Origin of the sequence: Lampropedia puyangensis, assembly GCF_004833285.1 — a bacterium.
Taxonomy (GTDB): Bacteria; Pseudomonadota; Gammaproteobacteria; order Burkholderiales; family Burkholderiaceae_C; genus Lampropedia; species Lampropedia puyangensis.
In genome coordinates, this window is record NZ_STFG01000002.1 from 221,950 (window position 1) to 247,613 (window position 25,664).

Here is a 25,664-nt window from a genome sequence, read left to right on the forward strand (position 1 = left end):
GCCCATTGCATACATTTGCCTGCTAAATTGAAGCCGATATGCGGGCTTTGCCCGATGTTTGGTGTGGAGTGAGGGTGTCTAGGTGGTCGACGGATCAAAACAATTCTGAGTGGCGATTGAGGGTATTGTGAAATTTTTGTGTCTATCGCCACGCGGCGGCGTTACCAATGCCCGCACAGATGCGTATAAAAGAGGATGAGCAACCCATGATGGATGACCAGCAATTGATGCGTTATGCACGCCATGTGCTGCTAGATGAAATTGATATTGATGGGCAAGAGCGTTTGTTGAACAGCCGCATTTTGGTTGTGGGATGCGGAGGTTTGGGGCATGCAGCCGCTGCGTATTTGACGGCAGCAGGTGTTGGCACTCTGTGGCTGGCTGATGACGATGTGGTGGATGCCACGAATTTGCAGCGCCAGTTCTTATTTTTACCAAGTGATGTGGGGCAGCCTAAAGCACAAGTGTTGGCGCAGCGGTTGGCGCATCAGAACCCTGATGCCACGATTCGCCCGCTGGTTGAGAGGTTGACGCAAGAGCGCATTGTCGGTGTGCTTGGGCAAGTCGATGTGGTGCTGGATTGCAGCGATAACTTTGCGACCCGCCATGCAATCAACCGCGCCAGTTTGCGAACCCAGACGCCGCTGGTTATGGGGGCTGCAACCCGTTTCGAGGGGCAGTTGAGTGTGTTTGATCCCCGGTTGGATGACTCGCCATGCTATGCATGCCTTTTTGAAGAAGGGCAGGCCGATGATGGCGCATGTGCCGTTTTTGGGGTTTTTTCCCCATTGGTGGGGATGGTGGGAACCGCGCAAGCCACGGAGGCACTCAAACTGTTGCTGGGTATTGGCGCAGTCGCTTGCAAACAGTTGGTGCTGTTTAATGCGTTACAGGCAGGAACGCAAACGTGGGCGTTGAAAAAGAAGCCTCTTTGTGCCGTTTGCGGGCACTGGAAACGTTGTCGGTAGCAATTCGAGTGCGCTGTAGTAGCGTATGCGATGCTGCATTTATGGGGTGATGGCTTTCCAATCACCACTTTTGCCGCCTTCCTTTTCGAGCAGGCGCACCTGCTCAATCACCATGCCTTTGTCGATCGCCTTGAGCATGTCGTAGATGGTCAGCAGGCCAATGGATGCCCCGGTTAGGGCCTCCATCTCAACGCCCGTTTTGCCAACGGTTTGCGCAGTCACATGGATGTGTACACGATAGGCACTGTCATCCAACGTAAACGCCACATTCAAATGCGTCAGTGGAAGTGGGTGGCACAGCGGAATCAGCGATGACGTTTGCTTAGCACCCTGGATGGCGGCAATGCGCGCAATGCCCAGTACGTCGCCCTTGGGACTGGCTTCTTTGGGGTTTTTCAATGCAGCAAAAGTAGCAGATGAGAGGGCGATGCTGCCATGCGCAACCGCTTTGCGGTGGGTTGCTTGCTTGTGTCCCACATCGACCATCCAGGCTTGGCCTTCAGCGTCAAAGTGGTTGAGTCCAGAGGCGTTCGATGTAGTGGCGGTCATGCTAATAGAGAAGTCGCGTGATTTACTGTGCAGCGGTATGTGGCCGCTTGTGCGCCAATCGTTTTGGCACGAGAGGCGCTACTGTAGCAAATGTGCTAATCCTGCCGGTGTTAGCCATGCCGTGCGTGGGTGTGCGCAGAGGAAAGTCATTTTTTTCTATATGACGTGGTGCTTTTCGTTGTGTCTGGTTGTATATTACGCGCTTTGATACGTCCAGCCATGTGCTGCCATCTTGCTTTGAGGAGTTGAATCACCATGTCTTGTTCCCGTCGTTTTGCATTGCGTTCGACCGCAGTGGCCCTGGCTGGTCTGGGTTTAAGCTTGGCAGCTTTGAGTGTGCATGCAGAGACCATTACTGTGTCTGCCGCGGCTAGTCTGACTGATGCGTTCAAAGAGATTGCCAGTCACTATGAAAGCCAGCATCCGGGTGACAAGGTGCAGCTGAACTTTGGGGCATCAGGTACTTTGCTCCAGCAAATCGATAAAGGCGCACCTGTGGATGTGTTTGCCAGTGCGGATGAAGCCACGATGGACAAAGCTGCAGCCAATGGCTTGGTGGTGGAGGGAACACGGGCCACTTTTGTGCGCAACACATTGGTGTTGATTCAGCCCATCGCAGCGACGCAGGCCATTGATTCGCTGGCCGCCTTGCAGGCAGAAAGTGTCAAACGCGTCGCCGTAGGCAACCCCGATAGCGTGCCAGTTGGTCGTTACACCAAGGCGTCATTACAGGCTGCGCAGCAATGGGATACGCTGCAGCCCAAAGTGATCTTGACGCAAAACGTGCGCCAGTCGTTGGACTATGTGGCGCGTGCAGAGGTGGATGCAGGCTTTGTGTACGGCTCAGATGCGGCTCTGTTCAAAGACAAGGTCAAGATCAGCTACACCGTGCCCGTTGAAAAGCCCGTGACGTACCCGATTGCGGTGATTAAAAGCGGTGGCCAGACAGAGGGGGCCAAACGCTTTATTGAGACCGTCACATCTACGTATGGCCAAGACGTGCTGGCCCGCTTTGGATTCGAGCCAGCTGCTGCACGTTGACATGATCAGCTGCTATTGCGTCGGGTGTAGAGGCGTGGGTTCGTGTGCGCAGGAGTGGGCGTGAACTGGTCTGATTTATCGCTATGGGCCGATGTGCTCACGCCGTTGTGGCTGTCGCTGAAAGTCGCTTTTTGGGCAACACTGATTGCGAGTGTCTTGGGCGTGGGGCTGGGGTTGTACCTAGCTAAGAGTAGGTTATGGTTGCGCAACGTGCTCGATACCTTGTGTACGTTGCCGATGGTGTTGCCGCCCACCGTGCTGGGGTATTACTTGTTGGTGGTGTTTGGAAGTCAGGGGGCGATGGGGCGCTGGCTTAAAGACAGCTTTGATATCAACTTGATCTTCAGCCTCGCTGGTGCCACCGTGGCGGCTACCGTGGTCAGTTTTCCTTTGGTGTTTAAGCCAGCACGTGCTGCCTTTGAATCGATTGACCCCGAGCTGGAGCAAGCCGCGCGTGTGTTGGGTGTGCGCGAGTGGGGTATTTTGCTGCGGGTGAGCTTGCCACTGGCTTGGCGCGGCATCATGGCCGGGATCATGTTGGGGTTTGTGCGCGCCTTGGGCGAGTTTGGCGCCACATTGATGATTGCAGGCAGCATTCCTGGCAAAACGCAAACCCTCTCGATTGCCATTTATGAGGCAGTGCAAGCGGGGCGCGATGGGGTGGCCAATATCCTGGCGCTGGTCATTTCGGTGGTGTGTATTGGTCTCTTGTTGCTGGCAACATGGTTAACACCAGGCCGCAGAAGAGCACGGGGAGAGTGAGCATGCCACTCTGGTGTGATTTGGATGTGAGGAAAAGCCTGCATACCGCAGGTCGGACGTTTGAGTTCGATGTGCAGTTGCAAACTGATGTCCCTCGCATCGCTTTGATGGGGCCATCGGGTATTGGCAAGACGATGGTGTTACAAGCCATTGCTGGATTGATCCGACCAGATGCAGGACATATCCGACTGAGTGAGCACGTGCTGTTTTCTGCTGCTGATCGTGTCAGTCTGGCGCCGCAGGAGCGGCGTGTAGGGTATTTGTTTCAGAACTATGCACTGCTGCCGCATTTGACGGCATTGAGCAACGTGGGCTTTGGTCTGCGTCGTGGCGCATGGGGGTTTTTGACCCGGTCACAAAAAGACCAGGCAATGTATTGGCTGGAAAAATTCCAACTAGGGCATTTGGCTGGGCAATATCCCCATACCTTGTCTGGTGGCCAGCAGCAGCGCTTGGCCTTGGCGCGTTTAGCGATTCTCAAACCGCGCGTGTTGTTGCTCGATGAACCTTTTTCTGCTTTGGATCCGCATTTGCGACAAAGCATGCGGGAAGAGGTGGCGCGCTTGCTTCACGATTTGCACATTCCCCTCATCATGGTGTCTCACGATGAAGAGGATCGTGTTGCGCTTGATGCGGAGGTTGTGCGACTAGGGCAGGTCAATGGGCGTACCGTGAGGGTGTCTTAGTCCGTGTTTGGGATCTGCACGCAGCGCGACTAGGTGGGGATCGTAAGCACGTTCTTAGAGCCTGTTCGAAGTCTTTGAACAGGCGAAAGTTTCTGTCGTCTCTTGGCATTCGTGTTATGGGGCGTCGTGTGTTGCCACGTCTTTATGGCGTGGCCTTTTTATGTTTTCCGCTATGTTTAATTGGATATATCGGAAGTAAGTGTAGGTGTGCTGCAGCGGTTGTGCATGGCAGCGTCATTGATTGAAAACGGAGAAAGAAAACCATGAAGAAACACAGTATTGCGCTTGCGGTTTTGGCGCAGTTGGGGGCGTTGTCGCTGGCATATGGGCAGTCCAGTATGACGGAGGAACCCGCTGCGCAGGAGCAAGCCAAAAAGGCCAGTAGTGCAGCGCCAACAGCGGGAATGTTCACGCTGGGTGAGATCACCGTACAAGCACCCTCGAAAGACACGCTATTGCCTACCAGCAGCATTTTGACGCAGCAAGCATTGCGGACACAGAACCAAGAAACCGTTGGCAATGCGCTGAATTTGCTGCCGGGCGTACACGCTGCGTATTCTGGGTCACGCGGAGAGCAACTGTTTTATGTGCGCGGCTTTGATCGCTTGCAAGTGCCTGTGTATATCGATGGCATCCCTACCTATGTTCCATACGATGGGCGCATTGACCTTGGGCATTTCACCACGTTTGATCTGTCTCGAGTTGAGGTGGCTAAAGGTTTTTCTTCGCTGATCTACGGCCCTAATGCATTGGGCGGGGCTGTGAATTTGATCACGCGTCGGCCCGTTCAATCTTTTGAAGGGGAGGTGGGCGCTGGCATCGGTTTGAATGATGATGGAGATGCCAATAATTACCGGGCCTATGCCAATCTGGGTGGCAAGCAAGAGCAGTGGTGGTACCAAGTGGGCGCGTCCTACCTCAAAAGTGACAGCTTTGATTTGCCTGGTGATTTCCAGCCACGCAACGTACAGCAAGGCAAAGGTGAGCGTGAGAACAGCCGCCACAAAGACCAGAAACTCAGCGTGAAGCTTGGTTTGACACCTAACGCGACCGATGAGTACGTTGTCGGTGTGGTGCGCCAGGAAGGAGAAAAAGGCCAGCCTACCTACGCAGGGGCTTTGCCTTTGAGTGGCTCAGGCTCAGGCATGCGGGCGCGTTGGTGGCAATGGCCCCAATGGGACAAGACCAGCTACTTCTTCACCAGCCAGACCGAAATCAATCCGCTGTTGACGTTGCGCACACGCCTCTATCACGATCAATTTGAGAATACCTTGGTGGGCTATGACTACCGGAATGGGGTGGTAGGCAATGTCGGGTCAGGCTTTCCTAGCTACTATGATGATGACACCACAGGGTTGTCATTAGAGGGCGATTTGCGTTTGAGTGAGCGCAATTTGCTGCGCGTGGCCTACCATTTCAAAGATGACGTGCACCGCTCCAGCGACGATGGCACGCCTTGGACACATTTCAAAGACCGCACGCAATCGCTGGCGGCCGAGAATACGTTTGAAGTGAACGACACCTTGAGCGTAGTGGCGGGGTTGTCGTACAACGAGCGCAAGAGTCTATCGACACGCAACTACGGCACGAACGCCGCATCGCCTGCCACACCTTCGCTGTACAACGAGCCCAAAGGTGACAACAACGCAGTGAACTACCAATTGGGTGTTTTTCAGGCGCTTGGTGAGGCCGGGCAATGGGGCCAGTTGCGTGCCAGCTTTGCCAACAAAACGCGTTTTGCCACGATGATGGAGCGCTACTCCACCCGTTTTGGCCGCGTCATTCCAAACCCCGATTTGAAAGCGGAGCGCGCGCGCCATTATGAAATTGGCTATAACGCTGCAATTGCTGCAGGCTGGACATTGGATGCAGCACTCTTTCGCAGTGATGTGCGGGACTCGATCCAGACGGTGACGGTGCCGTCGAGCCAATGCAATGCCACGACATGCGATCAACCCCAGAACGTAGCGCGGGCGCGCCATGTTGGGGCTGAGTTGGGCCTGCAAGGCAGCGTGGGCGTGTGGGACTTCACTGGGAACTACACTTGGCTGCGACGTAAGAACGTGAGTAACCCAGCGGTGCTTGCTACCGATACACCGCGCCACAAACTGTTTGCCAGCGCCAGCTGGAACTATGCCGCATGGCAAATCACGGCAAGCACAGAAGCGGCCTCAAAGCGTTACTCTTCCTCTGATGGTGTGCAGGTTGCCAGTGGCTACGCGGTCTATCACCTCAAAGGCGTCTACCGTTTTGCCAATGGAATGCAGCTCGAAGCAGGAGTGCGCAACATGGGTGACAAGCTCTACAGTTACAGTGAGGGCTATCCGATGGCTGGCCGTAATTACTTTGTCAATGTGAATGTGCCGTTTTGAGCACATGCGATTGAGCACTTGTGATTAGCAATCAGCCAGCCTGCGCACCATTGACAAGACCCATGAAGGTAAAAACATGACATTCGCTTTAGCCGCTTTGGTGCACGACGGGCACGGCATTGCAGAGCCCGTGTTGCACGCCTTTGTTGCGCAATTGAAGGCGCAAGGTGTGCGTGTGCGCGGGTTGCTGCAACGCAGTGAGGTCGAGATGAGTGCTGCGGCAACTTTCGCTGTGCCTAGTCTGCAAGACGAGCCACAAGCCAGCGTGTGCCAGCGCCATATGGAACTCATCGATATTGATAACGGTGATTGCTACCGCATTTCGCAAGATTTAGGCAAAGGCTCAACGGCCTGTTGCCTGGACTCCGCGGGTGTGGTCGAGGCCAGTGTGGTATTGCGTCGGGCTTTGCAAGACCAGATGCAACGGCCTGCTTTGATCGTGGCCAATCGTTTTGGCAAGATTGAGGTGGAGGGCTCAGGCTTGCGCCAGGAAATGGCCGCTGCAGTAGAAGCGGGCGTGCCTTTGTTGACTGCGGTTGACCTGCGTTTTCTGGCTGAGTGGAAAGACTTTACCGGTGACTTGGGGGTGATTTTGCCCCCAGATGTACCTGCTTTGCAGGGATGGTGGCAGACCTGCCAAGGTGCGAGTAAGGCGCTTGCAGTCATGCCTGCGGTCAGTGCAGATGGGGATCTGGCACCAACCGCGAGTCATGCTGTGCAGCAGTTCGGGGGCTTGTGATGCAGCGTCGGGATTTTTTACACGCCACATTGGCTGCGGCCCTTGCCGCGTATACGGCGCCTGCTGCATGGGCGCGTGAATCGAAGCGGGCACCGTTGTTCGAGATTTTTGGCCATTTGCGGTCAGAGCCAGCACGGGTTTTCGTCGCCGGTCCGCCTGCGGCGGTTTTGGTGGCGGCGTTGGCGCCTGAGAAGCTGCTAGGCTGGCCTTCGCGCATGTCCGATCAGGCACGGGTGATGCTTTCTGCCCCACTGGCTGCACTGCCTACAGTGGGCCGCTTAGGTGGGCGCGGCAGCTCCATCAGCACCGAGGCCTTGCTGGCATTGCGTCCTGATGTGATTGTGGATGTGGGGTCGATCGACGATTACTACCGCTCGCAAGCACAGCGTACGGCCCAACAAACGGGCATTCCATATATTTTGGTTGATGGCCGGTTGCCAGAAACTGCTGAGCAATTGCGGCAGCTCGGCGCGGAGCTGGGCGTGTCTGAACGCGCACAACCCTTGGCCGCCTATGCACAGCAGACGTTGCAGCAGGCACAAGCCCTGCGGACGCAGTGGCAGCAGCAGCCTCCCCGGGTCTATTTGGCCCGCAGTGCAGATGGACTGGAGACTGGTTGGCAAGGCTCCATCAATGCCGAGTTGCTGGAGTATTTAGGCGCACAGAATGTGGCGGCAACCCATGCCCAAACTGGTGAGGGCGGCACAGGCCCGGCAGGCAATGTGGGGCGCGTGTCGTTCGAACAGCTTCTGGCTTGGAATCCTGATCTTATCGTCACCCAGGAAGCTGGGCTGGCGCAACGCCTGCGCGCAACACCGCTGTGGCGCAGCATCAAAGCCGTGCAAACCGGGCAAGTCTTGCAAGCCCCGCATGTTCCTTTTGGCTGGCTTGATGCGCCACCAGGGCCAAACCGTTTGATGGGGCTACGCTGGTTGACTTTGGCGCTGCAAGATTGGCGTGCCAGCCCAAGCAGCGCTGCGTCTGAGACCTTGCAAGCCCAGATTGAGCATGAAGCGCAAACGTTTTACCAGTTGTTCTATGGCATGCGCAATGGAGCGCAATGGCCAGCAGGAGCGTTGCCTTGGGCATGAGGCGGGGATCGACTGGGGCCGATAGTTCGGCCTCTCGCATGGGACACACAAGCATTTCTGCTGTTGTGGTGCTGATCGCCGCATGGTGTTTTTGTGTGGCCGCTGTGGTGCTGAGTCTGTGTGTTGGGCAGTACCCGTTGTCTGTCGCCCAAGTTGTGCAGGTGCTATCGAGCAGTATTTGGGGGGGCACTGGTGTCCCTGTTGAAGAGGCTGCACGAATCGTCGTATGGGAAGTGCGCTTGCCGCGCGTATTAGCAGGTTTGGTTGTCGGCGCAGCCTTGGCGGCAGCAGGGGGCACGTACCAAGGCATGTTTCGCAATCCGTTGGTCTCGCCAGATATTTTGGGCGTCTCAGCCGGTGCAGGGTTGGGGGCTGCATGGGGTATCTCAATTGGCGCCTCGATGCTGGTGGTGCAAAGCATGGCGTTTGGGGGCGGTGTGCTGGCCGTGGCGTTGGTATGGTTGGCAGCGGCCACGGTGCGGCGGCACGACCCTGTGCTGGTGCTGGTGTTAGCCGGTATTGCGGTTGGCACTTTGCTGGGAGCTGGTGTAGCTTTGCTCAAAGTACTGGCTGACCCTTACACACAACTCTCCGCGATTACGTTTTGGTTATTAGGCGGCCTCAATGCCGTGACCTTGGCGGATGTGCGAAGTACCGCGCCCATCATGCTGGTGGGTTTGCTGCCTTTGGTGTTGCTGCGTTGGCGCGTGAACATTCTGAGTTTGAGTGACGATGAAGCTCAGGCCTTGGGCGTGCATGTGCAGCGGTTGCGTTTGACCATGGTCGCAGCAGCCACCTTGATGACGGCTGCTGCAGTGTCTATTACTGGCATCATCGGTTGGGTTGGCTTGGTGGTGCCGCATGTGGCACGCTTGCTGGTGGGGCCAGAGTTTGGCCGTTTGCTGCCTGTAGCGATGTTGCTGGGGGCGGGCTTTGTGGTGTTGGCGGATACGCTTGCGCGCAGCACCGTGGGGATGGAATTGCCGCTTGGTGTGGTGACTGCGCTGGTGGGCGCTCCGGTGTTCTTGTGGTTGTTGGCCCGCAGTGGCAGGTGGAGTGCTGCAGATGGTTGAGCAAGCAACACCTTTGCCGGATTTTGCGCAATCAGGCGAATCATTGGAACAGTCCAGTATTGCGCGTGAGCCGATTCGGTTGCAGGCACAGCAGTTGGCTGTTGGGCATGGCCAGCGGATCGTAGCCCAGGGGATTGACTTGGATCTGGGCGCCGGTCAGATCACTGCGTTGTTGGGCCCCAATGGAGGTGGGAAAACCACCTTGTTTCGTACCTTGCTGGGTTTGCTGCCGCCGTTGGCGGGCGCCTTGCTGCTTGATGGCTTGCCCCTTGCGCAATGGCCTCGACGCCAATTGGCCCAGCGCATGGCGTATGTGCCGCAAGGGCAAACCCATGTGTTTACCTACACGGTGCTGGATACCGTCTTGATGGGGCGGGCTGCGCGGTTGGGGCCCTTGGCCCAACCGCGTCGACAAGATCGCGATATTGCGTGGCAATGTTTGGTGCAAATGGGCATTGCCGCATTGGCACATCGCAACCAGAACGAGATCAGCGGGGGTGAAAGGCAATTGGCACTGATCGCCCGTGCGTTGGCACAACAGCCTAGCTTGCTCATCATGGACGAGCCCACCGCCAGTCTTGATTTTGGCAACCAACAGCGGGTACTTGATCAGATTCAAGTGCTGCGAAACGCAGGGATGGCCATTGTTCTTTCAACCCATCAACCAGAGCATGCGCTGCTGGTGGCTGATCAAATTGCCTTGCTGCACCAAGGTCGGTTAATTGGTCCAGGGCCAGCTCAAGCGATAGCCAATGCCGAAGAGCTGGCGCAAATTTATCGGGTGAGCCCTGCGCAAATTCGCAAACGCCTGGGATGGTTGTTGGGCTGATTCGGTCGGGCGTTTGCTTTTACCCCTTTCTTTGCTGAGTGGCACTTCTCATAGCTTATGGGCACTGTTATGCGTGTCGGATAGCTTTGCAGAGCAATTCCGCAAGCAATTGCGACTGGGGTGATAGGGTGCTGTCGCGCCGCTTTGCAAAGAATAAGTCGCGCTCTATCGTAGGGCCATCAACACCAACGGACCTTAACCCATGCCGTTTAGCATCAAACAGGGTCGGGAGCACTGCCAAGTACCCTTCGTTTTGTACTAGTCCCAGTATGGATGAGAGTTGGTCAACCTCAATGGTCCAAGGCAATTCAATGCCTGCACTGCGCAGTTCTGCATCGATTTGAAGGCGAGTGGAGCTTAAAGGGTTGAGCCCCACCACCTTTTGTGTGTGCAGCTCTTGCCATGTGACTTTTTTGCGTTGATTCAACCAAGGGTGTGTTTTGGCGCACACGATATTGAAGCCGTACGAGGTTATTTTTTCTGCGACGATGGCTGAACCAAAAGCCATCTGCGTAGATATGCCGAATTCAGCATGCCCTTGCTCTACCAGGTTCATGATGGAGGTCGCAATACCATCCCGGACTGAAACGAGAACACTTGGGTGCGTGGCGTGAAACTGGGGCAGTATTTGCGGCAAGGTGCTATAGGCGACTGTAGCAATGCAGGCGAATACCAAGTTTCCTTCGTCTCCTTGGGCTATGCGCATGGCTTGAGAAAAGCAATCATCCATTTGAGCCAGTAGCGGTGATACCTGGTCATAGAAAGTTGCCCCTAGCGTAGTCAGCCGAACATGGCGCGTACTGCGGTGGAACACTGGCCCGCCAATGGCCGATTCGATGTTGGCGATACGCCTGCTTAGCGCCGATGGGCTAATGAACAGCAGATCCGCCGCTTTTTGAAACTGCCGGGTGCGTGTGGCGTAGCAAAAGGCACGGATGTCGTCGATGTTGTAATTGATGCGCATGGTGCAAGTATTTTGCATGTTTTTGCGTTTGACGCTGGATAGAGAGCTGCTTAATCTCTCGTTCCATGAAAAAAGATACCGCTCAAAACGCAGTGCAATTGCAGTCACTGCGCAGCTTTTTTGTTGGTGGACAGACGACGCGTCTGGATGGATTGCCGGTTCAGCACCGAAGCATGGTGCTCAATGGTGCCTTGCGTGAAGTCAATCCAAATGGCGCACATATGCATGGGCAGATGTATGTGCAGCATTACCAACTCACAAGCCCCACTCACGCACTTCCTGTGCTGCTGTGGCACGGCGGTGGCATGACTGGGGCCACTTGGGAGACGACACCTGATGGGCGTTCTGGCTGGTTGTGGAGGTTTTTGCAGTCAGGCTTCAATGTGTATGTCAGCGATGCAGTGGAGCGCGGCCGCTCGTCGTTTGCCATGACGCCTCACATCTTCAAAGAAGAGCCTGTTTTCCGCACCAAGGAAGAGGGGTGGAAGACATTTCGGTTGGGGCTGTCGTACTCGGACACGCTGAGTGAGTGCCATATTTTCGAGGACCAATTGTTTCCTACGCAGTCATTCAATGAATTCACTAAACAGTGGGTGCCGCGTTGGCCGGGCCACGAGGCCATGATTCTTGCCGCGTATGAGGCTTTGGTTCGAAAGGTGGGGCCTTGCATCATCGTGGGCCATAGCCAAGGTGCGGGTTTTGCTGCAGAAATTGCGCGCAGGCTACCCGCTTACGTGCGCGCAGTGGTTGCAGTCGAACCGGGCGGCATGCCTTCTGAGTTGCCGGGCACAGCACTGGCTCCACACCTTGTGGTGTGGGGGGACCATATTGAGTTATCTGGTAGCCACTGGGTCGGCTATCGCGATCAGGCGGCACGCTACTTCGCCGAAGCGTCTAAATGTACCCAAATCACTGAACTTGACTTGCCTGCTGCAGGGATCAAGGGCAATTCGCATTTCCCCATGATGGATGTCAACAGTGATGATGTTTTTCAACATGTGGTCAGATGGATCACAACCAACCAGCCGTAGGCCATTGCTATAAAAAAGGAGCCACCCATGATTGCATTTCACCCTCGAACGTTGGTGTTTGCCGCAGCCAGTTTCGTGCTCGCTTGTGGACAAGCGCAGGCAGAGAGTTCCTATCCAAACCGTCCCATTAAGCTGATCGTGCCCTATGCAGCAGGTGGGACAGTCGATGTCTTTGCGCGCGTGATTAGCCCCGGGCTTGAAGAGAAACTCAAACAACCCATCGTTGTCGAAAATGTTCCGGGAGCCGGTGGCGCCATTGGCGTGAACAAAGGGGTGAAGTCTCCTGCAGACGGGTACACCATTGTGATGGGCATAGTGTCAGACGTGGTCTTGGCTCCACTGACCGAAAGCGCAGTCACCTATACCTACAAAGACTTAGAGGCAATCGGCCCACTTGGGACAAGCGGTCTGGCTGTAGTGGCAAACCCTTCCATAGGAATTAACTCCTTTTCCTCGTTGATTACCTATGCAAAAGCCAATCCAGGGAAGCTCAGTTATGGCGCTACAGGTGCAGGCTCTCTTCCCGCTGTGGCCATGGAATCTTTGAAGCGGCGCACAGGAATTGATATCGAGTTCATTCCCTATACATCTGCTTCGAAAATAGCTTTGGATCTGATGGGTGGACACCTGGATATCGCGCTATCAGGCTTGCCTGCGCTGTTGGAGCCAATCAAGTCAGGAAAGATGATGGCAATTGGCGTGATGAGTAAAGAACGAGACATCGGCTCACCGGAGATTGGTTCGGCCGGGGAAACCCCTGAGTTGGGCGGCATGGACTTTTATTTTTGGACGGGCCTCTTTGCCCCTAAGGGAACAGCTCCAGCCATTGTCTCCAAGATTAATGAAGCCTTTGCCGAGGTGTTGCAAGAAGAGGACGTTCGCATCCGCTTCAAAGACTATGGGGTCAAGATCAGCGAACCAATGACGCCTGCACAGTTTGCAGATTTCGTGGCCAAAAGCAATGCCGATTGGGAAGCTGTGATAAAGAGCCAGTGACACGCTCATTGATATGCCGCCCTTGTCTCACTTTGGTGAGCAGGGGGCTTATGAAGGACGATAAGGGAAGGAGATAAGGCGTGAAGATGCGCTTAGTCTTCGGTGCCAATCATCACGCTGGAGGCCTTGATCAAACCAAAAGCTTGTGCGCCGATCTGCAAATTCAGATTTTCTGCAGAATGGGTTGTGATGGTGGAGACGATGGTAAGGCCAGGGGCGATTTCCAGTGTGACTTCGGTGCTCACGGGGCCTTTGGTCAATGCCACTACTGTGCCAGGCAATACATTGCGTGCGCTGATTTTCATCAAAAAACTCCTTATGAATGGATGGGGTCAGTCTGGGATCGTAAAGACGTAGTTGGATTGTGCCCGTTCGCGGCACCCAGTGGTGCGACAATGCCAGCATGAACACACAGGTGAAATTCCGTTTGCGTTTTTACCGCGATGCGGTGATCGCCATTGGCCCCGGCAAAGTGGAGTTGCTGGAGGCGATTGCTTCAGCGGGCTCTATTTCAGGAGCTGCACGCCAGTTGGGCATGTCGTATCGGCGTGCCTGGTTGCTGCTTGAAGAGCTCAACACGTCGTTGACGTCTCCTGCGGTGGTCACCGCTACCGGTGGAGCTAGAGGCGGCGGAGCGAGTTTGACGGAGGTGGGGCAGGCGGTGATTGCCCACTATCGTGCTATTGAAGACAAAGCCAGCAAAGCCGCAGCACAAGACATTCATGTGTTGACGCAATTGTTGGCAGGATAATTGACTGCGGACTACAGAGTGGCGCAAGTATTTTGCGCCTTCATGGTTGATGATGTTCAAAGCAAAGAGCTAACTAACGGCCATTCCAATCCCCAGGGAAGTTGGCTTGGGCCGTACAGGAAATGAAGTACGCGGCGGCGGCTGTGTCCTTTTGCTTTTGAAGATGCGTGCAGTAGGAGTGGCTTCATTACAAGCGCATCGCCAGGATTGGTGACGCACACGACTTCTCCTGTGCGGGTGCGTAATGCTATTGCTTGCTCCTCCGTCAAGATGCCTTGTAAGTGAGTGCCGGGTACTACTTTTAATGGGCCATCATTTAGCCCGCAGGTGTCGATATGGATTCTGACGGCAATCAACTGCTCTAGGATGCTGCGTGGTGGCTGGAGGAATAAGCTGTTTTCTTTGCGGCTCCAGCTATGCAGTTGTGGGTGTTTGACCCATTTGCGAATGGGGATGGATAAATCTTGGTGCAGAGCTACGAGCCAGTTGCGTTCAGGCGACTTTTCGAAGTAGGTGCACTGAATGGCCATGTATCCCTGTGGCATGAGTGCTGCCATTTCAGGAGAAGACATCAAATCTTGCGCCAATTGTTGGCACCAAACTTCTTGAAGCAAATTCCGTGTGCCTGCGCCTTCAGTGGGAGTATTTGCTAGATCTGGTTGTAATGCAGCTATTGCCTTGCCGCATAGCACAGCTTCTTGAATGTGATAACCGTTAGTTTGGAAGCCATTGGCCGCGTGCGACATAGAAGTCATGAATCGGCATTCAAAAAATCAGTGTGTCGCAGGCTTAGGTCGAAACGCTGCACAAACTTCCGGCCGAGTTTCTATACAACCTGCGCCAATCAAATCCAGGCAGTAAGGCACGGCGGCAAAGATGCCGTGTGCAATGACACTGCCGGTGTCTTTGTCGCGAAGACCGCCTAAGGTTTCAGCAATTGCACGTGGACGTCCGGGCAGGTTCAGGATCAGGGCCTTGCCACGGATGACTCCTACTTGCCGCGAAAGGATTGCTGTGGGCACAAAGTGCAAGCTGATTTGCCGCATTTGCTCGCCAAAACCAGGCATCTCGCGATCGGCCACGGCCAATGTGGCATCGGGCGTGACGTCGCGTGGGGCGGGGCCCGTGCCGCCCGTGGTGAGCACCAGATCACAGCCGGCGATGTCGACCAGATCCATCAGGGTTTGTTCAATCAAGGGCTGCTCATCAGGGATGAGCCGTTCTTCGTACACCAATGGGTTGCGCACAGCGCTTTCGAGCCAGGATTTCAGTGCGGGAATGCCTTCATCCTGGTAAGTGCCTGCGCTGGCGCGGTCACTGGTGGAGACGAGACCTACACGAATGGTGGGCAATGGGGTAGAGGCAAGCATGGCGTGTGGTGCGTTAAATCTGATTGAACAAAGGGTACACGGTGAGGGTGTCGCCCTCTTGCACCAGCATGCCAGGCGGCACTTCAGCCAAGGCGTTGGCATGTACGGCACCTGAGAGCATGTTCGAGCCCTGTTGTGCCACTGGGCGCACGTGCCATTGCCCGGGACTGTCGCCTCGGTTTGGTGTCAGTGTGACGCGCACAAATTCACGCCGCGGCTCTGGTTTGTTGCGGGTGAAGGCTGCTTGCGCCTTCCATTGCATAGGGCGTGCACCTTCAGCAGAAAGCCCCGTCAGGCGCTGCATGGCGGGTAGGGCCAGTTGCTGAAAGGTCACTAAACTGGAAACGGGGTTGCCCGGCAGCATGAACACACGGCAGGTGTGGTCCGGGCGGTCAATACGACCCCAGGTGAAGGGTTTGCCTGGCTTGATAAACAAGCGCCATTGGATCAGTTCACCCACTTCGGTGAGGGCGTTTTTCAAATGGTCTTCTTCACCAACAGAAACACCCCCGGAACAGACGATGGCGTCTGACTCGCCGGCTGCGCGTGCCAGCGCCTCACGCGTGGGGGCAAGTTGGTCAGGCAGATTACCTCCATCGGTAACGGCATAGCCCAACGATTGCAGCCACGCGATCAGCATGATGCGGTTGCTGTCATAAATTTGCCCTGGACCCAAGGGTTGACCGGGGGGGACCAATTCATTGCCGCTGGAGAACACGGTCACGCGCACTTGCGCATGGACGCAGGCGTGGGTGTAGCCTTGGCCTGCGAGTAGGCCAATGGTGGCCGGGGTGATGCGCTGGTCTGCAGTGAGCAGCACATCGCCTGCACGCAACTCTTCTGCCCGGCGGCGAATGTGTTGGCCGTCTTGAATGGTCTCGCCCGCTTGCAGGTGGATATGAGTAGGGCCACCGTTTGTGTCTGCTGCATCGTTGTGGGTCACCTTTTCTTGCATGACTACCGCCGTGGTGCCTTGGGGCACTGGTGCGCCGGTGAATATGCGAGCGGCTTGGCCCGGTTGCAGCGTGAGTGAGGCGCCAGCATCCCCCGCAGCAATACGGTGCACTACGTGCCATTGCGTCAGTGCATTGCCGTTGATGGCGTAGCCATCCATGGCGCTGTTGTCAAATTCCGGCACGTTGTGCTGTACGGCAACGTCTTGTGCCAGCATGCGGTGGTTCAATGCAGCCAAGGCTACGTCTTCATGTCGTTGCAATGGGGTATGTGTCTCCAGCAAAGTGTGGAGTGCGTCGTGGTAGTCGAGCAAGTCGTTGGCCATAACAAATCAAAGAGAGGCGGTCAAAGAAGAAGACGAAACAACCAGATCAATGCGCTGATTGTGGTGCTGCAGGCGTTTGCATGGCGCCGAGCGTGGCATGGTCGTTGATGTTGGTGAAAGCGTGTTCATCGTCAAACACCACGGGGCGCACTTTCAGTGGCTCAAGCCAACTGCGCAGACTAGGGTTGGGGTGCTGCTGGATGTGTCCCCACAGGCGCAACAATGCGCTGGGTTTACACAGCGCGATGCTCGGGTGTGGGCCGCTGGGGGTGGCCGCCATGACGGCGCAGGTGTCTGGGCTGCTGAGTAGCGTCTGGCGTAACCGAGGTATTAAATCTGCCGGCAGGTAGGGAGTGTCACAAGGGGCGATGAGAACGGCATCCAGTGTGGCTGGCCATTGCGCCGTGGCACTGAGAATGCCTGCCGCAGGCCCCTGGCCTTGCAAATTGGGCAAGTCGCTAAAGACAGGGTATCCGAAACGGACGTAATCAGCCACATCGTGGTTCGCGCTGATGGCGAGGTGGTCGACTTGCGGCAGCAGGCGCTGCGCTACATGCTGCACCAATGGCAGGTCGTGGAGCAACAGCAAGCCTTTGTTCACGTAGCCCATGCGGCTGCCTTGGCCTCCGGCCAAAATCAAGCCGCCGATGCGCAGTGGGGCAGTAGCTGGAGTCGTTTCCTGATCCCAACGCTGGCGCACATGTTGGTCGCTCGATTTGGCCTCCACCCAGAGTTGGTTGCCATCGACAAAATGTTCTTGCTTCCAGAATGGCGCCTCAGTTTTGAGGTAATCCATGATGAAGGCATTGGCCTCGTAGGCGGCCAAACGGTGGGCGCAGGCGGTATCGACCAGCACGATGTCCTCACCAACGCCAATCGGGCCTACGCGGTGAATGACACGCACCATTTGTACATCCCAACGCTGGCGTGCCAGCGCGATGATGCGTTCAATTTCCGCCTCGGTCACGCCGGGGAAGTGCTCCAGCACCAAGTGCGATTGAGCTGCACTGCGTGCATCGTTGCGCACTTTCCCTACAAAACGCACTTGCGCGCCTGCACTCCCCCGTGTGGGTGTGTTGGCCTCGTCGAGTGCGGCCAGATCAATCGGTTCAGTCTGAATGCGAACGCTGAACATGGCTTAGCCCCCGGTGACCGGTGGCAGGATGGCCACTTGGTCGCCGTCGTGCACGGCTGTTGCGCCGTGCTGCAACTGTTGGTTGATGGCTATTTTGAAAATACGACCGGGTTGCAGCGCCTGCTCCCAATCGGGGCCGCGCTTGCGCAATTGGGCCAGTAAATCGTCGGTGGTGCCGCCACTCCAGGCCAGCGTTTCTGTCCCTGAGGCTTGCAACTGTTTGAGATTGCCGAAGTAAGTGATGGTGATCATGGAAAAAAGTAGCCTCAGGGTTGCGCGGTCTTGGGGAGGGCGCCTCAGGCTGAACATGGCTTGGTTGGCTGCATACGCCTTGCGGTTGATGCAGGCAGTGCGCCGAGTGTAGCAAGCAGGGGTTGTATGTGCTGGCAACCTCCGTGCAAAACCATACAGGCACGAAGCGCGATTTTTGCTACAGCAGCCCAGTGCGCCCTGCGTAAAGGCATTTGCTGGTGCACGAATAATGGGCTGCTACCAAATCAACCGATAATGTGCGGTGTTGCGCAGAACCAGTATGTTGCCAAGAGCAGCGGGTTGTGTGTTTAGTCTTTTGTCCAATTGTTGATTTGTTTCGCTTGACGGCGCCATGCTTTTGTAACTGTATGGCCGTGACCTCGCGACAGCAAACGCACCATTTTCAGAATCCGTCAATGACAACCGAAAACCTGCTCGTTGAATTGTTTGTTGAAGAACTTCCTCCAAAAGCCTTGCGCAAGCTTGGCGATGCATTCGCGCAAGGGATCGTCTCTGGGTTGCAGGCTCAGGGGTTGTTGGCTAATGGCGCAGCCGTCACAAGCTTTGCCACGCCACGCCGTTTGGCCGTACACATCGCCGCCGTATCTGACAAGGCCCAAGACAAGCCTGTATCGCAAAAGCTGATGCCGGTTTCGGTGGGATTGAAAGACGGTGTGCCTACACCCGCTTTAGTGAAGAAACTGGCTGCTTTGGGGCTGGATGCCGCTGCCGTTGACCAGCTCAAGCGTGAGGGCGAAGGCAAGAGCGAAGCCTTGTTTCTTGACAGCGTACAAGCCGGTGCGACCTTGCAAGAAGGTCTGCAGAAAGCACTGGAAGACACTATTCGCCAGTTACCTATCCCCAAGGTAATGACCTACCAATTAGAAACGGGTGTGGCTTTACCTGGTTGGGACAGCGTACAGTTCGTACGTCCTGCGCACGGATTGGTGGCTTTGCATGGCCAGAACGTGGTGCCTGTGAGTGCCTTGGGTCTGCAAAGCGGCAACACCACCCACGGTCACCGTTTTGAAGCGCAGGAAGATCCGATCGTGTTGCAGCACGCTGACCGCTATGCGCAGCAGTTGCGCGAACAAGGCGCGGTGATTGCCCATTACGACGAACGTCTGCAAGCCATCCAAGACCAATTACAAGCGGCTGCCGCGGCCGTGGGGCAAGGCAGCCAGCCTGTACAAGACCAAGCCTTGCTGGAAGAGGTCAACTCACTGGTGGAACGCCCCAATGTGCTGACTTGCCAGTTCGAGCCTGAGTTCTTGCAGGTACCGCAGGAGTGCCTGATTTTGACCATGAAGGCCAACCAGAAGTACTTCCCGCTGTTGGCTGCTGATGGCAAGTTGACCAACCAGTTCTTGGTGGTATCGAACATCAGCCCGGCAGATGCCAGTGCGGTGATCGAAGGCAATGAGCGCGTGGTGCGTCCACGTTTGGCGGATGCGAAATTCTTTTTCGATCAAGACCGCAAGAAAAGCCTGGAAAGCCGTTTGCCGCAACTGGCCAAAGTGGTTTACCACAACAAGCTGGGCACGCAAGGTGAGCGCGTGGAGCGCGTACGCGCTATCGCTCGTAGCATTGCCGAGGCACTGGGAGTGGACGCGGCGCAGGCGGATTTGGCTGCGCAACTGGCCAAGACCGACTTGGTGACCGACATGGTGGGCGAATTCCCTGAGTTGCAAGGCACCATGGGGCGTTACTACGCAGTCAACGATGGCCTACCTGACGCCGTGGCAGATGCCATTGAAGACCATTACAAACCGCGTTTTGCGGGTGATGCTTTGCCACGCGGCGACGTAGGCGTGGCCGTGGCGCTGGCCGACAAGCTGGAAACCCTGGTTGGGATGTTTGGGATTGGCAATCTGCCTACAGGCGATAAAGACCCATTTGCTTTGCGCCGCCATGCCTTGGGGGTGATTCGCATGTTGGTTGAGAAAGCGCCTCAACTGGCTTTGGGCGAATTGCTGACCCATGCGCACACCGCTTTTGTGGGCCGTATTCCAGCGGCGACAGAATTTGCCGATGCAACCCACGCGCTCAGCAACTTCATTTACGAACGCTTGGCGGGCAGCCTGCGCGAGCAAGGCTACAGCGCACAAGAAGTGGATGCCGTGTTGGCTTTGCAGCCGCAGCGGCTGGCCGATGTGGCGCAGCGCTTGCAAGCCGTGCGTGTGTTTGCGCAACTGCCCGAGGCGCAGGCCTTAGCAGCAGCCAATAAGCGCGTGGGCAATATTTTGAAGAAAGCCGAAAGCCAAGTGCAAGCCAGCGTGCAGGAGACGCTCTTGCAGGAAGACGCCGAGAAGGCGCTGTACAGCGCCTTGCAGGCGGTGGCACCACAGGCGCAAGCGGCCTATGACCGTGGAGACTACACCAGCAGCTTGCAGGCATTAGCCGCTTTGAAGGCGCCTGTGGATGCATTTTTTGACACAGTGATGGTCAATGCAGAAGATGCAGCGCTCAAGGCTAATCGCTTGGGCTTACTCAAGGTCTTGCAAGAGGCCATGAACCGCGTGGCCGATTTGTCGCGCTTGGCGAGTTGATGAACCATGCATGGCTGACCGGCACAGCGATACGATGTGACCTTTCAGCATGCATGTAGAGAGCTAAGATCGTAAACACGTTCTAAGAAATAGGGGCAAGGTTGCCATGATGGCGTATATTGCCTCCTGTTTTTGAGCAGACAATGCTCCCGCAAGCAGCCACGCTTTACCTTTGGCAATAGGCTTGCTTGCATGGTGGCGCCATGGAGTCCATGGATTGCGCTGCCGCACTTTTTCCGCGCGTTCGGATGGGCGTTTCACCCAACACACCTGGTTCCGGGCCATAGCGCAGCCCTCCGTCATCCTGGAGGTATGTGACTGCATGCAGACGTGGACAACACACCTGAGCGACCACCAGCGCTTATGCTGAAGTGGTGGTTTTCGCTATGAAACTTTGATTCGGCTGTAGGTAACATCCATGCACGGGGCGTGTACGCCTGAGGAGTGCGGCTTTATGGGCCGCCTCAAGCCGTTCAAACCATAACTGTTTTGGAGAAATGCATGTTTAAGAAGATTTTCACCGCCGCTGCCTTGGGTTTGACGGTGTCTCTGGCTGCCGCACAAAGCTGGCCAACCAAACCCGTGCGCATGATTGTTCCTTTTCCTCCCGGGGGCGGTACAGATATTTTGGCGCGACTGGTTTCAGCCAAACTCTCTGAGACACATGGTTGGAACATCGTGGCAGACAACCGCCCAGGCGTGGGTGGCACCTTAGGTATTACCGAGGCGGTCAAGTCTGCCCCAGATGGCTATAACTTTGTGTTTGGTCAGAAGGACAATTTGGTGATTGGCCCTTGGCTGTACAAGAGCCTGACCTGGAATCCAGTCAAAGATTTGGCGCCGGTGGCGCATGTGGCTTATTCGCCGGTGCTGATTGCCACCAGTGCAGATTCCCCATTCAAAACGCTCGCCGATGTGGTTGCAGCAGCCAAGGCAAAACCTGACACGCTGACCTATGGTTCGCCAGGCAATGGCACCTCTATTCATTTGGCCACGACGATTTTCGAGAAAGCTGCAGATATTAAATTGGTGCATGTGCCCTATAAGGGCTCTAACCCAGCCATGCTGGATGTGATTGCAGGCAATGTGCAGCTGCTGGTGTCGTCTGTACCGTCTGCATTGGGGCAGATCAACGCAGGAAAACTGCGACCATTGGCAGTGACATCGGCTACGCGCAGTTCATCTCTACCTGATGTGCCCACCGTGCAAGAGTTGGGCATTGAAGGGGTGCGCCAGTTTGACGTGTCCACTTGGTATGGGGTGATGGCACCGGCAGGCACACCGCAAGAAGTGATCAATACAGTGAACAAGGCCGTTAACCAATTGCTCTCTGATGAGCAAGTACGCAAGTCTATTCAGGCACAAGGGGCTGAACCTCTTGCTATGGAAGTGGGCGCATTTGGAGATTTTCTCAGCAAGGATTACACCGCGTGGGAATCTGTGGTCCAAGATTCGGGTGTTCAACTCGATTGATGTTGGGGGATGCCTCTGCTGCATGAGGGCACAGGCATGGCGCAAGGCCTGCATCTGCACTTGTGGATGCAGGCTGTTCTTTTTCTATGACGCCTATGTGGCAGCTGCTGGACACATGGCGTTATGTATTGTCAGTAGGTCTGGTGGCCGCAACAATGCGGCAATAAGGAGTTTTCAAGATGGCACAAGAGCTGCAAGCAACGCCTGATGAAATCGGCTGGAATGACTTCATGAAGGTGCAATTGCGCGTGGGTAAGGTGCTGAGTGCAGAAGTATTTCAAGAGGCGCGAAAGCCTGCCTATATTCTTCACGTGGACTTCGGCCCTGAAGTAGGCGTTCGCAAATCCAGCGCGCAGATCACACACCATTACCAACCAGAGGCATTGGTTGGACGTTTGGTGGTTGCCGTGGTGAATTTCCCGAAAAAGCAAATAGGCCCTATTCAGTCAGAGTGTCTGGTTACTGGATTCCATGATGCCCAAGGCCATGTGGTGTTGTGTGTACCAGATCAGGATGTGCCGTTGGGCACGCGGCTGCTGTGATGCGCAGATGCAGGTATGCGCGCTGCGTGTGATAAGGGCACAATGCGTTTGGCATAAAGAGACAAGTGCATTCGGTGTTTGCTGAGAACGTGTTGGCATTTTTATAGGCAACCACTGTGCGGGTTCTGCCAGCGTGTTCTCGTGTTGCTCAAACGGCGCCGTGCATCGAACAAAAAAGAAAGTGCAGTGGTATGGCTTCCAAGATTTCTCCATCCACCGTGTTGCTTTTGAGTGTGCCTCCTTTGATGTGGGCGGGCAATGCGGTAGTCGGGCGCATGATGGCGCCCTTGGTCCCTCCAATTACCTTGAATTTGCTGCGGTGGTTATTGGCTGCATTGATTTTGCTGCCTTTTGGGTGGCGTGCATTTCGGTCTGATAGCGGATTGCGCAAAGCATGGCGACCTTTGGCCTTAATGGGACTGGTAGGAATCGGTTGTTACAACGCGTTTCAGTATTTGGCGTTGAAAACCTCTACGCCACTGAACATCACTTTGGTGGCTGCCAGCATGCCCATTTGGATGATGCTGGTGGGAGCAGTATTTTTTCGCGAGTACCCGGCAGCGCGGCAAATCGTGGCTGCCCTGTTTTCGATCGCAGGTGTTCTGGTGGTGCTCTCGCACGGAGATGCCCAGCAACTGCTGGCCCTGCGTTTGGTGCCAGGTGATTTGTTCATGTTGGCAGCAGCATTGTGCTGGGCTGTATACAGCTGGTTGTTGATGCGCGCCGTTTTTCCCGAATCCTTGCGCAATGACTGGGCAGCTTTTTTATTGGCGCAAGTGGTTTTTGGCATTGTGTGGTCGGGTTTGGCCGCCACATTTGAATGGCAAGTGAGCGCACAGCACCTTGAATTGGGGTGGCCGCTTGTGCTGGGCCTTCTATTCATTGCTGTTGGGCCTGCGGTGATTGCTTACCGCTGTTGGGGTATTGGTGTGCAGCGCGCAGGCCCCACCATAGCGGCCTTTTTTACCAATCTGACGCCACTGTTGACGGCGCTGTTTTCTGCATGGTTGTTGGGTGAGGTGCCGCAGCTCTACCACGCTGTGGCGTTTGTCCTGATTGTGCTGGGCATAGTGTTGTCTGCACGGCGTTGAATGCGGCCTGGCACTGCATGAGCCAAGCCCTGTTGGCGTATGCGGAAATGAACCCAACTGGGAGGGGCAGAAAAGCGTATATTGGCGGGCTTGCCCGATAGCCTTGAACCTTGCTCAGTAATGGATTCTTCTCAACATTCTTCCGCTTCAGCCCCTGCACAGCAGGGGCCCTCCGCCTCCTCTGCCACCACCACTGCCCGTCCTTCACGTAAGGCACGCCAGAAACCCACTGGCCTAGCCTATTGGATTGCTGGCGTGCGCTCTTGGTTGCACTTGTTGGTGATGGGTAGCACCATGGTGTTCTATGCCACTTCCTTGATGATTGCTGCATTGTTTGTGCGCGGTGAGCCGGTGTACCGCATTGGTGTGGCATGGCTCTCGGTTTGTGTTTCTAGCGCGAAGTGGATGCTGGGTATCCGCTACCGTGTGCAAGGCATGGAGCACTTGCCTGCGCATACACGTGAGCAAAAAGTCGTGGTGTTGGCCAAGCATCAATCGACGTATGAGACTTTTTTGATGCCGTTGATTTTGCGCCATGTGGTGCTCTCTTATGTGTTCAAGAAGGAACTGCTTTCTATTCCATTTTTTGGTTGGGGCATTGGTCGTATGGACATGGTGCATATCGACCGCAAGCAGGGCTCCAAAGCCTTCCACAAAGTGTTGGAGCAAGGCCGCAAGCTCACGGATATGGGCAATTGGGTGATGATGTTCCCCGAAGGCACCCGTGTGCCACGTGGTGAAGTGGGCAATTACAAAGTCAGCGGCTCACGCCTTGCCATTGATACAGGCGCCGTGGTGGTGCCTGTTGCGGTAGCTTCTGCGCGTTGCTGGGCACCAAAAGCTATCGTGAAGTTTCCTGGGGTGATTGACGTCTCGATTGGCAAGCCCATTTCTACCGAAGGCAAAACACCTAACGAACTGATGGATGAAGTGCAGCAGTGGATCGAACAGGAGATGCATCGTCTTGATCCTGAGGCCTATGAACTGACCCCTGCATCGCAGCCAAGCGGCACCACTGCTGCTGCCCCACGACAGGATTCGCAGGATTGATGGCGCATGATGCGGCTTTGGAACAGCTCAACCTGGGGCTGTTCAATGATTCGGAGCAGGTGAAACTAAACCAGGCAAACCGTGTCTGGATGCACCCTCAGGCGAATCGATTGGTGCAGCTGCAGCTCAATGGGGATGTGGTACGCGTCGGTTATTGCTGGGCTGCAGCCAAGCGCCGCACGATTGGGATGCAGATCAGCGCGCAAGGTTTGCAAGTTCGCGCGCCGCGTTGGGTGAGCCAGACTGAGATCGAAGCCACTTTGCAGGCCCGGGCACGCTGGATAGTGCAGAAGCTGCAGCAGTTGCAGCCAACCGAACAGGCACTGGGTAATGCACAGCGTGATTGGGGTGATGGCACCTACCTCGCCTGGCAAGGGCAATGGGTTCGCTTGGCTCTGGGTTTTGCCGGACGCAAGGCCTGTTTGCAGGTGCTTCCTGAACCTGAGCCCATGGAGCAAGGCAAACGATGGGTGGGCGCAGGCGCGATCTCGGTGCTGCCCTTGCCCATCGAAAGTAGTTCGGTAGAGCCTTGTCAGAATCAGGCGCATTCTTGCGCAAATGTCCAACAGCACGGCACGCAGCCGATGGTGGGCCATGTTCTGTATTTGCCGGTTCCCTTACATGCTGAACCAGCAGCGATTGCAGCTGCTGCGCAGGTGTGGTTGCGCCAGCAAGCGCTGCAGTTACTGCAAGCGCGCACCGCTTACTTTGCGCCATTAATGGGGGTGCAGCCTAGTCGGTTGTCACTCACTAGCGCCAGCACACGTTGGGGAAGTGCCAGCAGCACCGGTGCTGTTCGCTTGCACTGGCGTTTAGCGCATATGGAGCCTGTCTTGTTTGATTACGTCTTAGTGCATGAACTGGCCCATTTGCACGAAATGAACCACAGTGACCGTTTCTGGGCATGGGTAGAGCATGTGCAGCCCGAATATGCACAGCATCGCCAAAAACTCAAGCAAGTACGGCTAGAGCCTTGGATCTAGACGTGAGCCGACGACTCTGAATTTGTATGGCGCACAGTGCGTTCTGTAATTGTAAAAAACGATGGTTTTTGACTATTTGCTCCATCCA

General features: G+C 55.6%; 26 protein-coding genes. 18 read left to right on the top strand and 8 right to left on the bottom strand.

Features of this window, described 5'->3' with window-relative positions; translation table 11 throughout:
• The first annotated feature begins 179 nt into the window (after window positions 1–179).
• The gene (locus tag E9531_RS03905) at window positions 180–968 is read left to right on the top strand and encodes a HesA/MoeB/ThiF family protein (protein WP_244609964.1); all 789 of its coding nucleotides are present in this window, start codon (window positions 180–182) and stop codon (window positions 966–968) included.
• A gap of 39 nt (window positions 969–1,007) precedes the next feature.
• Here the strand turns inward: E9531_RS03905 and moaC are convergent, their stop codons facing one another.
• On the bottom strand, window positions 1,008–1,517 hold the full coding sequence (gene moaC / locus E9531_RS03910; RefSeq protein ID WP_136572437.1) for a cyclic pyranopterin monophosphate synthase MoaC: 510 nt from the start codon (window positions 1,515–1,517) through the stop codon (window positions 1,008–1,010).
• 255 nt (window positions 1,518–1,772) lie between these two features.
• On the opposite strand from moaC, the gene modA reads away from it, so the two are divergent.
• From modA to E9531_RS03950, 8 genes are all read left to right on the top strand, one after another.
• Window positions 1,773–2,558 (top strand): molybdate ABC transporter substrate-binding protein, encoded by a 786-nt coding sequence (gene modA / locus E9531_RS03915; protein ID WP_136572438.1) that lies wholly within the window; start codon window positions 1,773–1,775, stop codon window positions 2,556–2,558.
• A 54-nt stretch (window positions 2,559–2,612) separates the two neighbouring features.
• Entirely contained in the window at window positions 2,613–3,320 is a 708-nt protein-coding gene (modB, locus tag E9531_RS03920; RefSeq protein WP_425293556.1) for a molybdate ABC transporter permease subunit, read from the top strand.
• Window positions 3,321–3,322: 2 nt separating this feature from the next.
• The gene (locus E9531_RS03925) at window positions 3,323–4,006 is read left to right on the top strand and encodes a sulfate/molybdate ABC transporter ATP-binding protein (protein ID WP_136572439.1); all 684 of its coding nucleotides are present in this window, start codon (window positions 3,323–3,325) and stop codon (window positions 4,004–4,006) included.
• A 263-nt stretch (window positions 4,007–4,269) separates the two neighbouring features.
• Entirely contained in the window at window positions 4,270–6,378 is a 2,109-nt protein-coding gene (locus E9531_RS03930) for a TonB-dependent receptor plug domain-containing protein (RefSeq protein ID WP_136572440.1), read from the top strand.
• Window positions 6,379–6,454: 76 nt separating this feature from the next.
• Window positions 6,455–7,117: a DUF2478 domain-containing protein gene (locus E9531_RS03935; RefSeq protein WP_136572441.1), complete on the top strand. Its 663-nt coding sequence runs from the start codon at window positions 6,455–6,457 to the stop codon at window positions 7,115–7,117.
• On the top strand, window positions 7,117–8,208 hold the full coding sequence (locus E9531_RS03940) for an ABC transporter substrate-binding protein (RefSeq protein ID WP_136572442.1): 1,092 nt from the start codon (window positions 7,117–7,119) through the stop codon (window positions 8,206–8,208). The genes E9531_RS03935 and E9531_RS03940 overlap by 1 nt, the downstream gene beginning before the upstream one ends.
• Window positions 8,209–8,246: 38 nt before the next feature.
• Window positions 8,247–9,281 (top strand): FecCD family ABC transporter permease, encoded by a 1,035-nt coding sequence (locus E9531_RS03945; protein ID WP_211343363.1) that lies wholly within the window; start codon window positions 8,247–8,249, stop codon window positions 9,279–9,281.
• A complete protein-coding gene (locus E9531_RS03950; RefSeq protein ID WP_136572443.1) occupies window positions 9,274–10,110 on the top strand; it encodes an ABC transporter ATP-binding protein in 837 nt (278 codons plus the stop codon). Before E9531_RS03945 ends, E9531_RS03950 begins: the two co-directional genes overlap by 8 nt.
• A gap of 67 nt (window positions 10,111–10,177) precedes the next feature.
• Here the strand turns inward: E9531_RS03950 and E9531_RS03955 are convergent, their stop codons facing one another.
• Window positions 10,178–11,074: a LysR family transcriptional regulator gene (locus E9531_RS03955; protein WP_136572444.1), complete on the bottom strand. Its 897-nt coding sequence runs from the start codon at window positions 11,072–11,074 to the stop codon at window positions 10,178–10,180.
• 65 nt (window positions 11,075–11,139) lie between these two features.
• On the opposite strand from E9531_RS03955, the gene E9531_RS03960 reads away from it, so the two are divergent.
• Together E9531_RS03960 and E9531_RS03965 are read left to right on the top strand one after the other, a co-directional pair.
• On the top strand, window positions 11,140–12,105 hold the full coding sequence (locus E9531_RS03960; protein ID WP_211343364.1) for an alpha/beta hydrolase: 966 nt from the start codon (window positions 11,140–11,142) through the stop codon (window positions 12,103–12,105).
• A gap of 27 nt (window positions 12,106–12,132) precedes the next feature.
• Window positions 12,133–13,101: a Bug family tripartite tricarboxylate transporter substrate binding protein gene (locus E9531_RS03965; RefSeq protein WP_136572445.1), complete on the top strand. Its 969-nt coding sequence runs from the start codon at window positions 12,133–12,135 to the stop codon at window positions 13,099–13,101.
• Window positions 13,102–13,193: 92 nt separating this feature from the next.
• Here E9531_RS03965 and E9531_RS03970 read toward each other — a convergent pair whose 3' ends face one another.
• Window positions 13,194–13,406: a TOBE domain-containing protein gene (locus tag E9531_RS03970; protein WP_136572446.1), complete on the bottom strand. Its 213-nt coding sequence runs from the start codon at window positions 13,404–13,406 to the stop codon at window positions 13,194–13,196.
• Window positions 13,407–13,504: 98 nt separating this feature from the next.
• Here E9531_RS03970 and E9531_RS03975 point away from each other — a divergent pair, with 98 nt between their 5' ends.
• Entirely contained in the window at window positions 13,505–13,852 is a 348-nt protein-coding gene (locus tag E9531_RS03975) for a winged helix-turn-helix domain-containing protein (RefSeq protein ID WP_136572447.1), read from the top strand.
• Between the two features lie 56 nt (window positions 13,853–13,908).
• Here E9531_RS03975 and E9531_RS03980 read toward each other — a convergent pair whose 3' ends face one another.
• Genes E9531_RS03980 through E9531_RS04000 form a run of 5 tightly spaced genes read right to left on the bottom strand, consistent with a single transcriptional unit; the run spans window position 13,909 to window position 17,888 of the window.
• Window positions 13,909–14,607 (bottom strand): phytanoyl-CoA dioxygenase family protein, encoded by a 699-nt coding sequence (locus E9531_RS03980; RefSeq protein WP_136572448.1) that lies wholly within the window; start codon window positions 14,605–14,607, stop codon window positions 13,909–13,911.
• An 18-nt stretch (window positions 14,608–14,625) separates the two neighbouring features.
• Window positions 14,626–15,222 carry a molybdopterin adenylyltransferase gene (gene mog / locus E9531_RS03985; RefSeq protein ID WP_211343365.1) on the bottom strand — a complete coding sequence of 199 codons (597 nt, stop codon included), beginning with the start codon at window positions 15,220–15,222 and terminating at the stop codon, window positions 14,626–14,628.
• Window positions 15,223–15,235: 13 nt separating this feature from the next.
• Window positions 15,236–16,501: a molybdopterin molybdotransferase MoeA gene (locus tag E9531_RS03990; RefSeq protein ID WP_136572449.1), complete on the bottom strand. Its 1,266-nt coding sequence runs from the start codon at window positions 16,499–16,501 to the stop codon at window positions 15,236–15,238.
• 46 nt (window positions 16,502–16,547) lie between these two features.
• On the bottom strand, window positions 16,548–17,636 hold the full coding sequence (locus E9531_RS03995) for an NTP transferase domain-containing protein (RefSeq protein ID WP_136572450.1): 1,089 nt from the start codon (window positions 17,634–17,636) through the stop codon (window positions 16,548–16,550).
• Between the two features lie 3 nt (window positions 17,637–17,639).
• Window positions 17,640–17,888, bottom strand: coding sequence for a MoaD/ThiS family protein (locus E9531_RS04000; RefSeq protein ID WP_136572451.1), 249 nt, complete (start codon window positions 17,886–17,888; stop codon window positions 17,640–17,642).
• Window positions 17,889–18,304: 416 nt separating this feature from the next.
• Here E9531_RS04000 and glyS point away from each other — a divergent pair, with 416 nt between their 5' ends.
• The 6 genes from glyS (at window position 18,305) to E9531_RS04030 (ending at window position 25,576) form a co-directional block, all read left to right on the top strand.
• Entirely contained in the window at window positions 18,305–20,437 is a 2,133-nt protein-coding gene (gene glyS / locus E9531_RS04005; RefSeq protein WP_136572452.1) for a glycine--tRNA ligase subunit beta, read from the top strand.
• Between the two features lie 501 nt (window positions 20,438–20,938).
• On the top strand, window positions 20,939–21,910 hold the full coding sequence (locus tag E9531_RS04010; protein ID WP_136572453.1) for a Bug family tripartite tricarboxylate transporter substrate binding protein: 972 nt from the start codon (window positions 20,939–20,941) through the stop codon (window positions 21,908–21,910).
• Between the two features lie 179 nt (window positions 21,911–22,089).
• A complete protein-coding gene (locus tag E9531_RS04015; RefSeq protein ID WP_136572454.1) occupies window positions 22,090–22,452 on the top strand; it encodes a tRNA-binding protein in 363 nt (120 codons plus the stop codon).
• A gap of 191 nt (window positions 22,453–22,643) precedes the next feature.
• Window positions 22,644–23,543, top strand: coding sequence for a DMT family transporter (locus E9531_RS04020; protein ID WP_136572455.1), 900 nt, complete (start codon window positions 22,644–22,646; stop codon window positions 23,541–23,543).
• 246 nt (window positions 23,544–23,789) lie between these two features.
• Window positions 23,790–24,593 (top strand): lysophospholipid acyltransferase family protein, encoded by an 804-nt coding sequence (locus E9531_RS04025; RefSeq protein WP_136572528.1) that lies wholly within the window; start codon window positions 23,790–23,792, stop codon window positions 24,591–24,593.
• Complete coding sequence (locus E9531_RS04030) at window positions 24,593–25,576, top strand: M48 family metallopeptidase (RefSeq protein WP_136572456.1); 984 nt, start codon at window positions 24,593–24,595, stop codon at window positions 25,574–25,576. The genes E9531_RS04025 and E9531_RS04030 overlap by 1 nt, the downstream gene beginning before the upstream one ends.
• The last annotated feature ends 88 nt before the right edge of the window (window positions 25,577–25,664 follow it).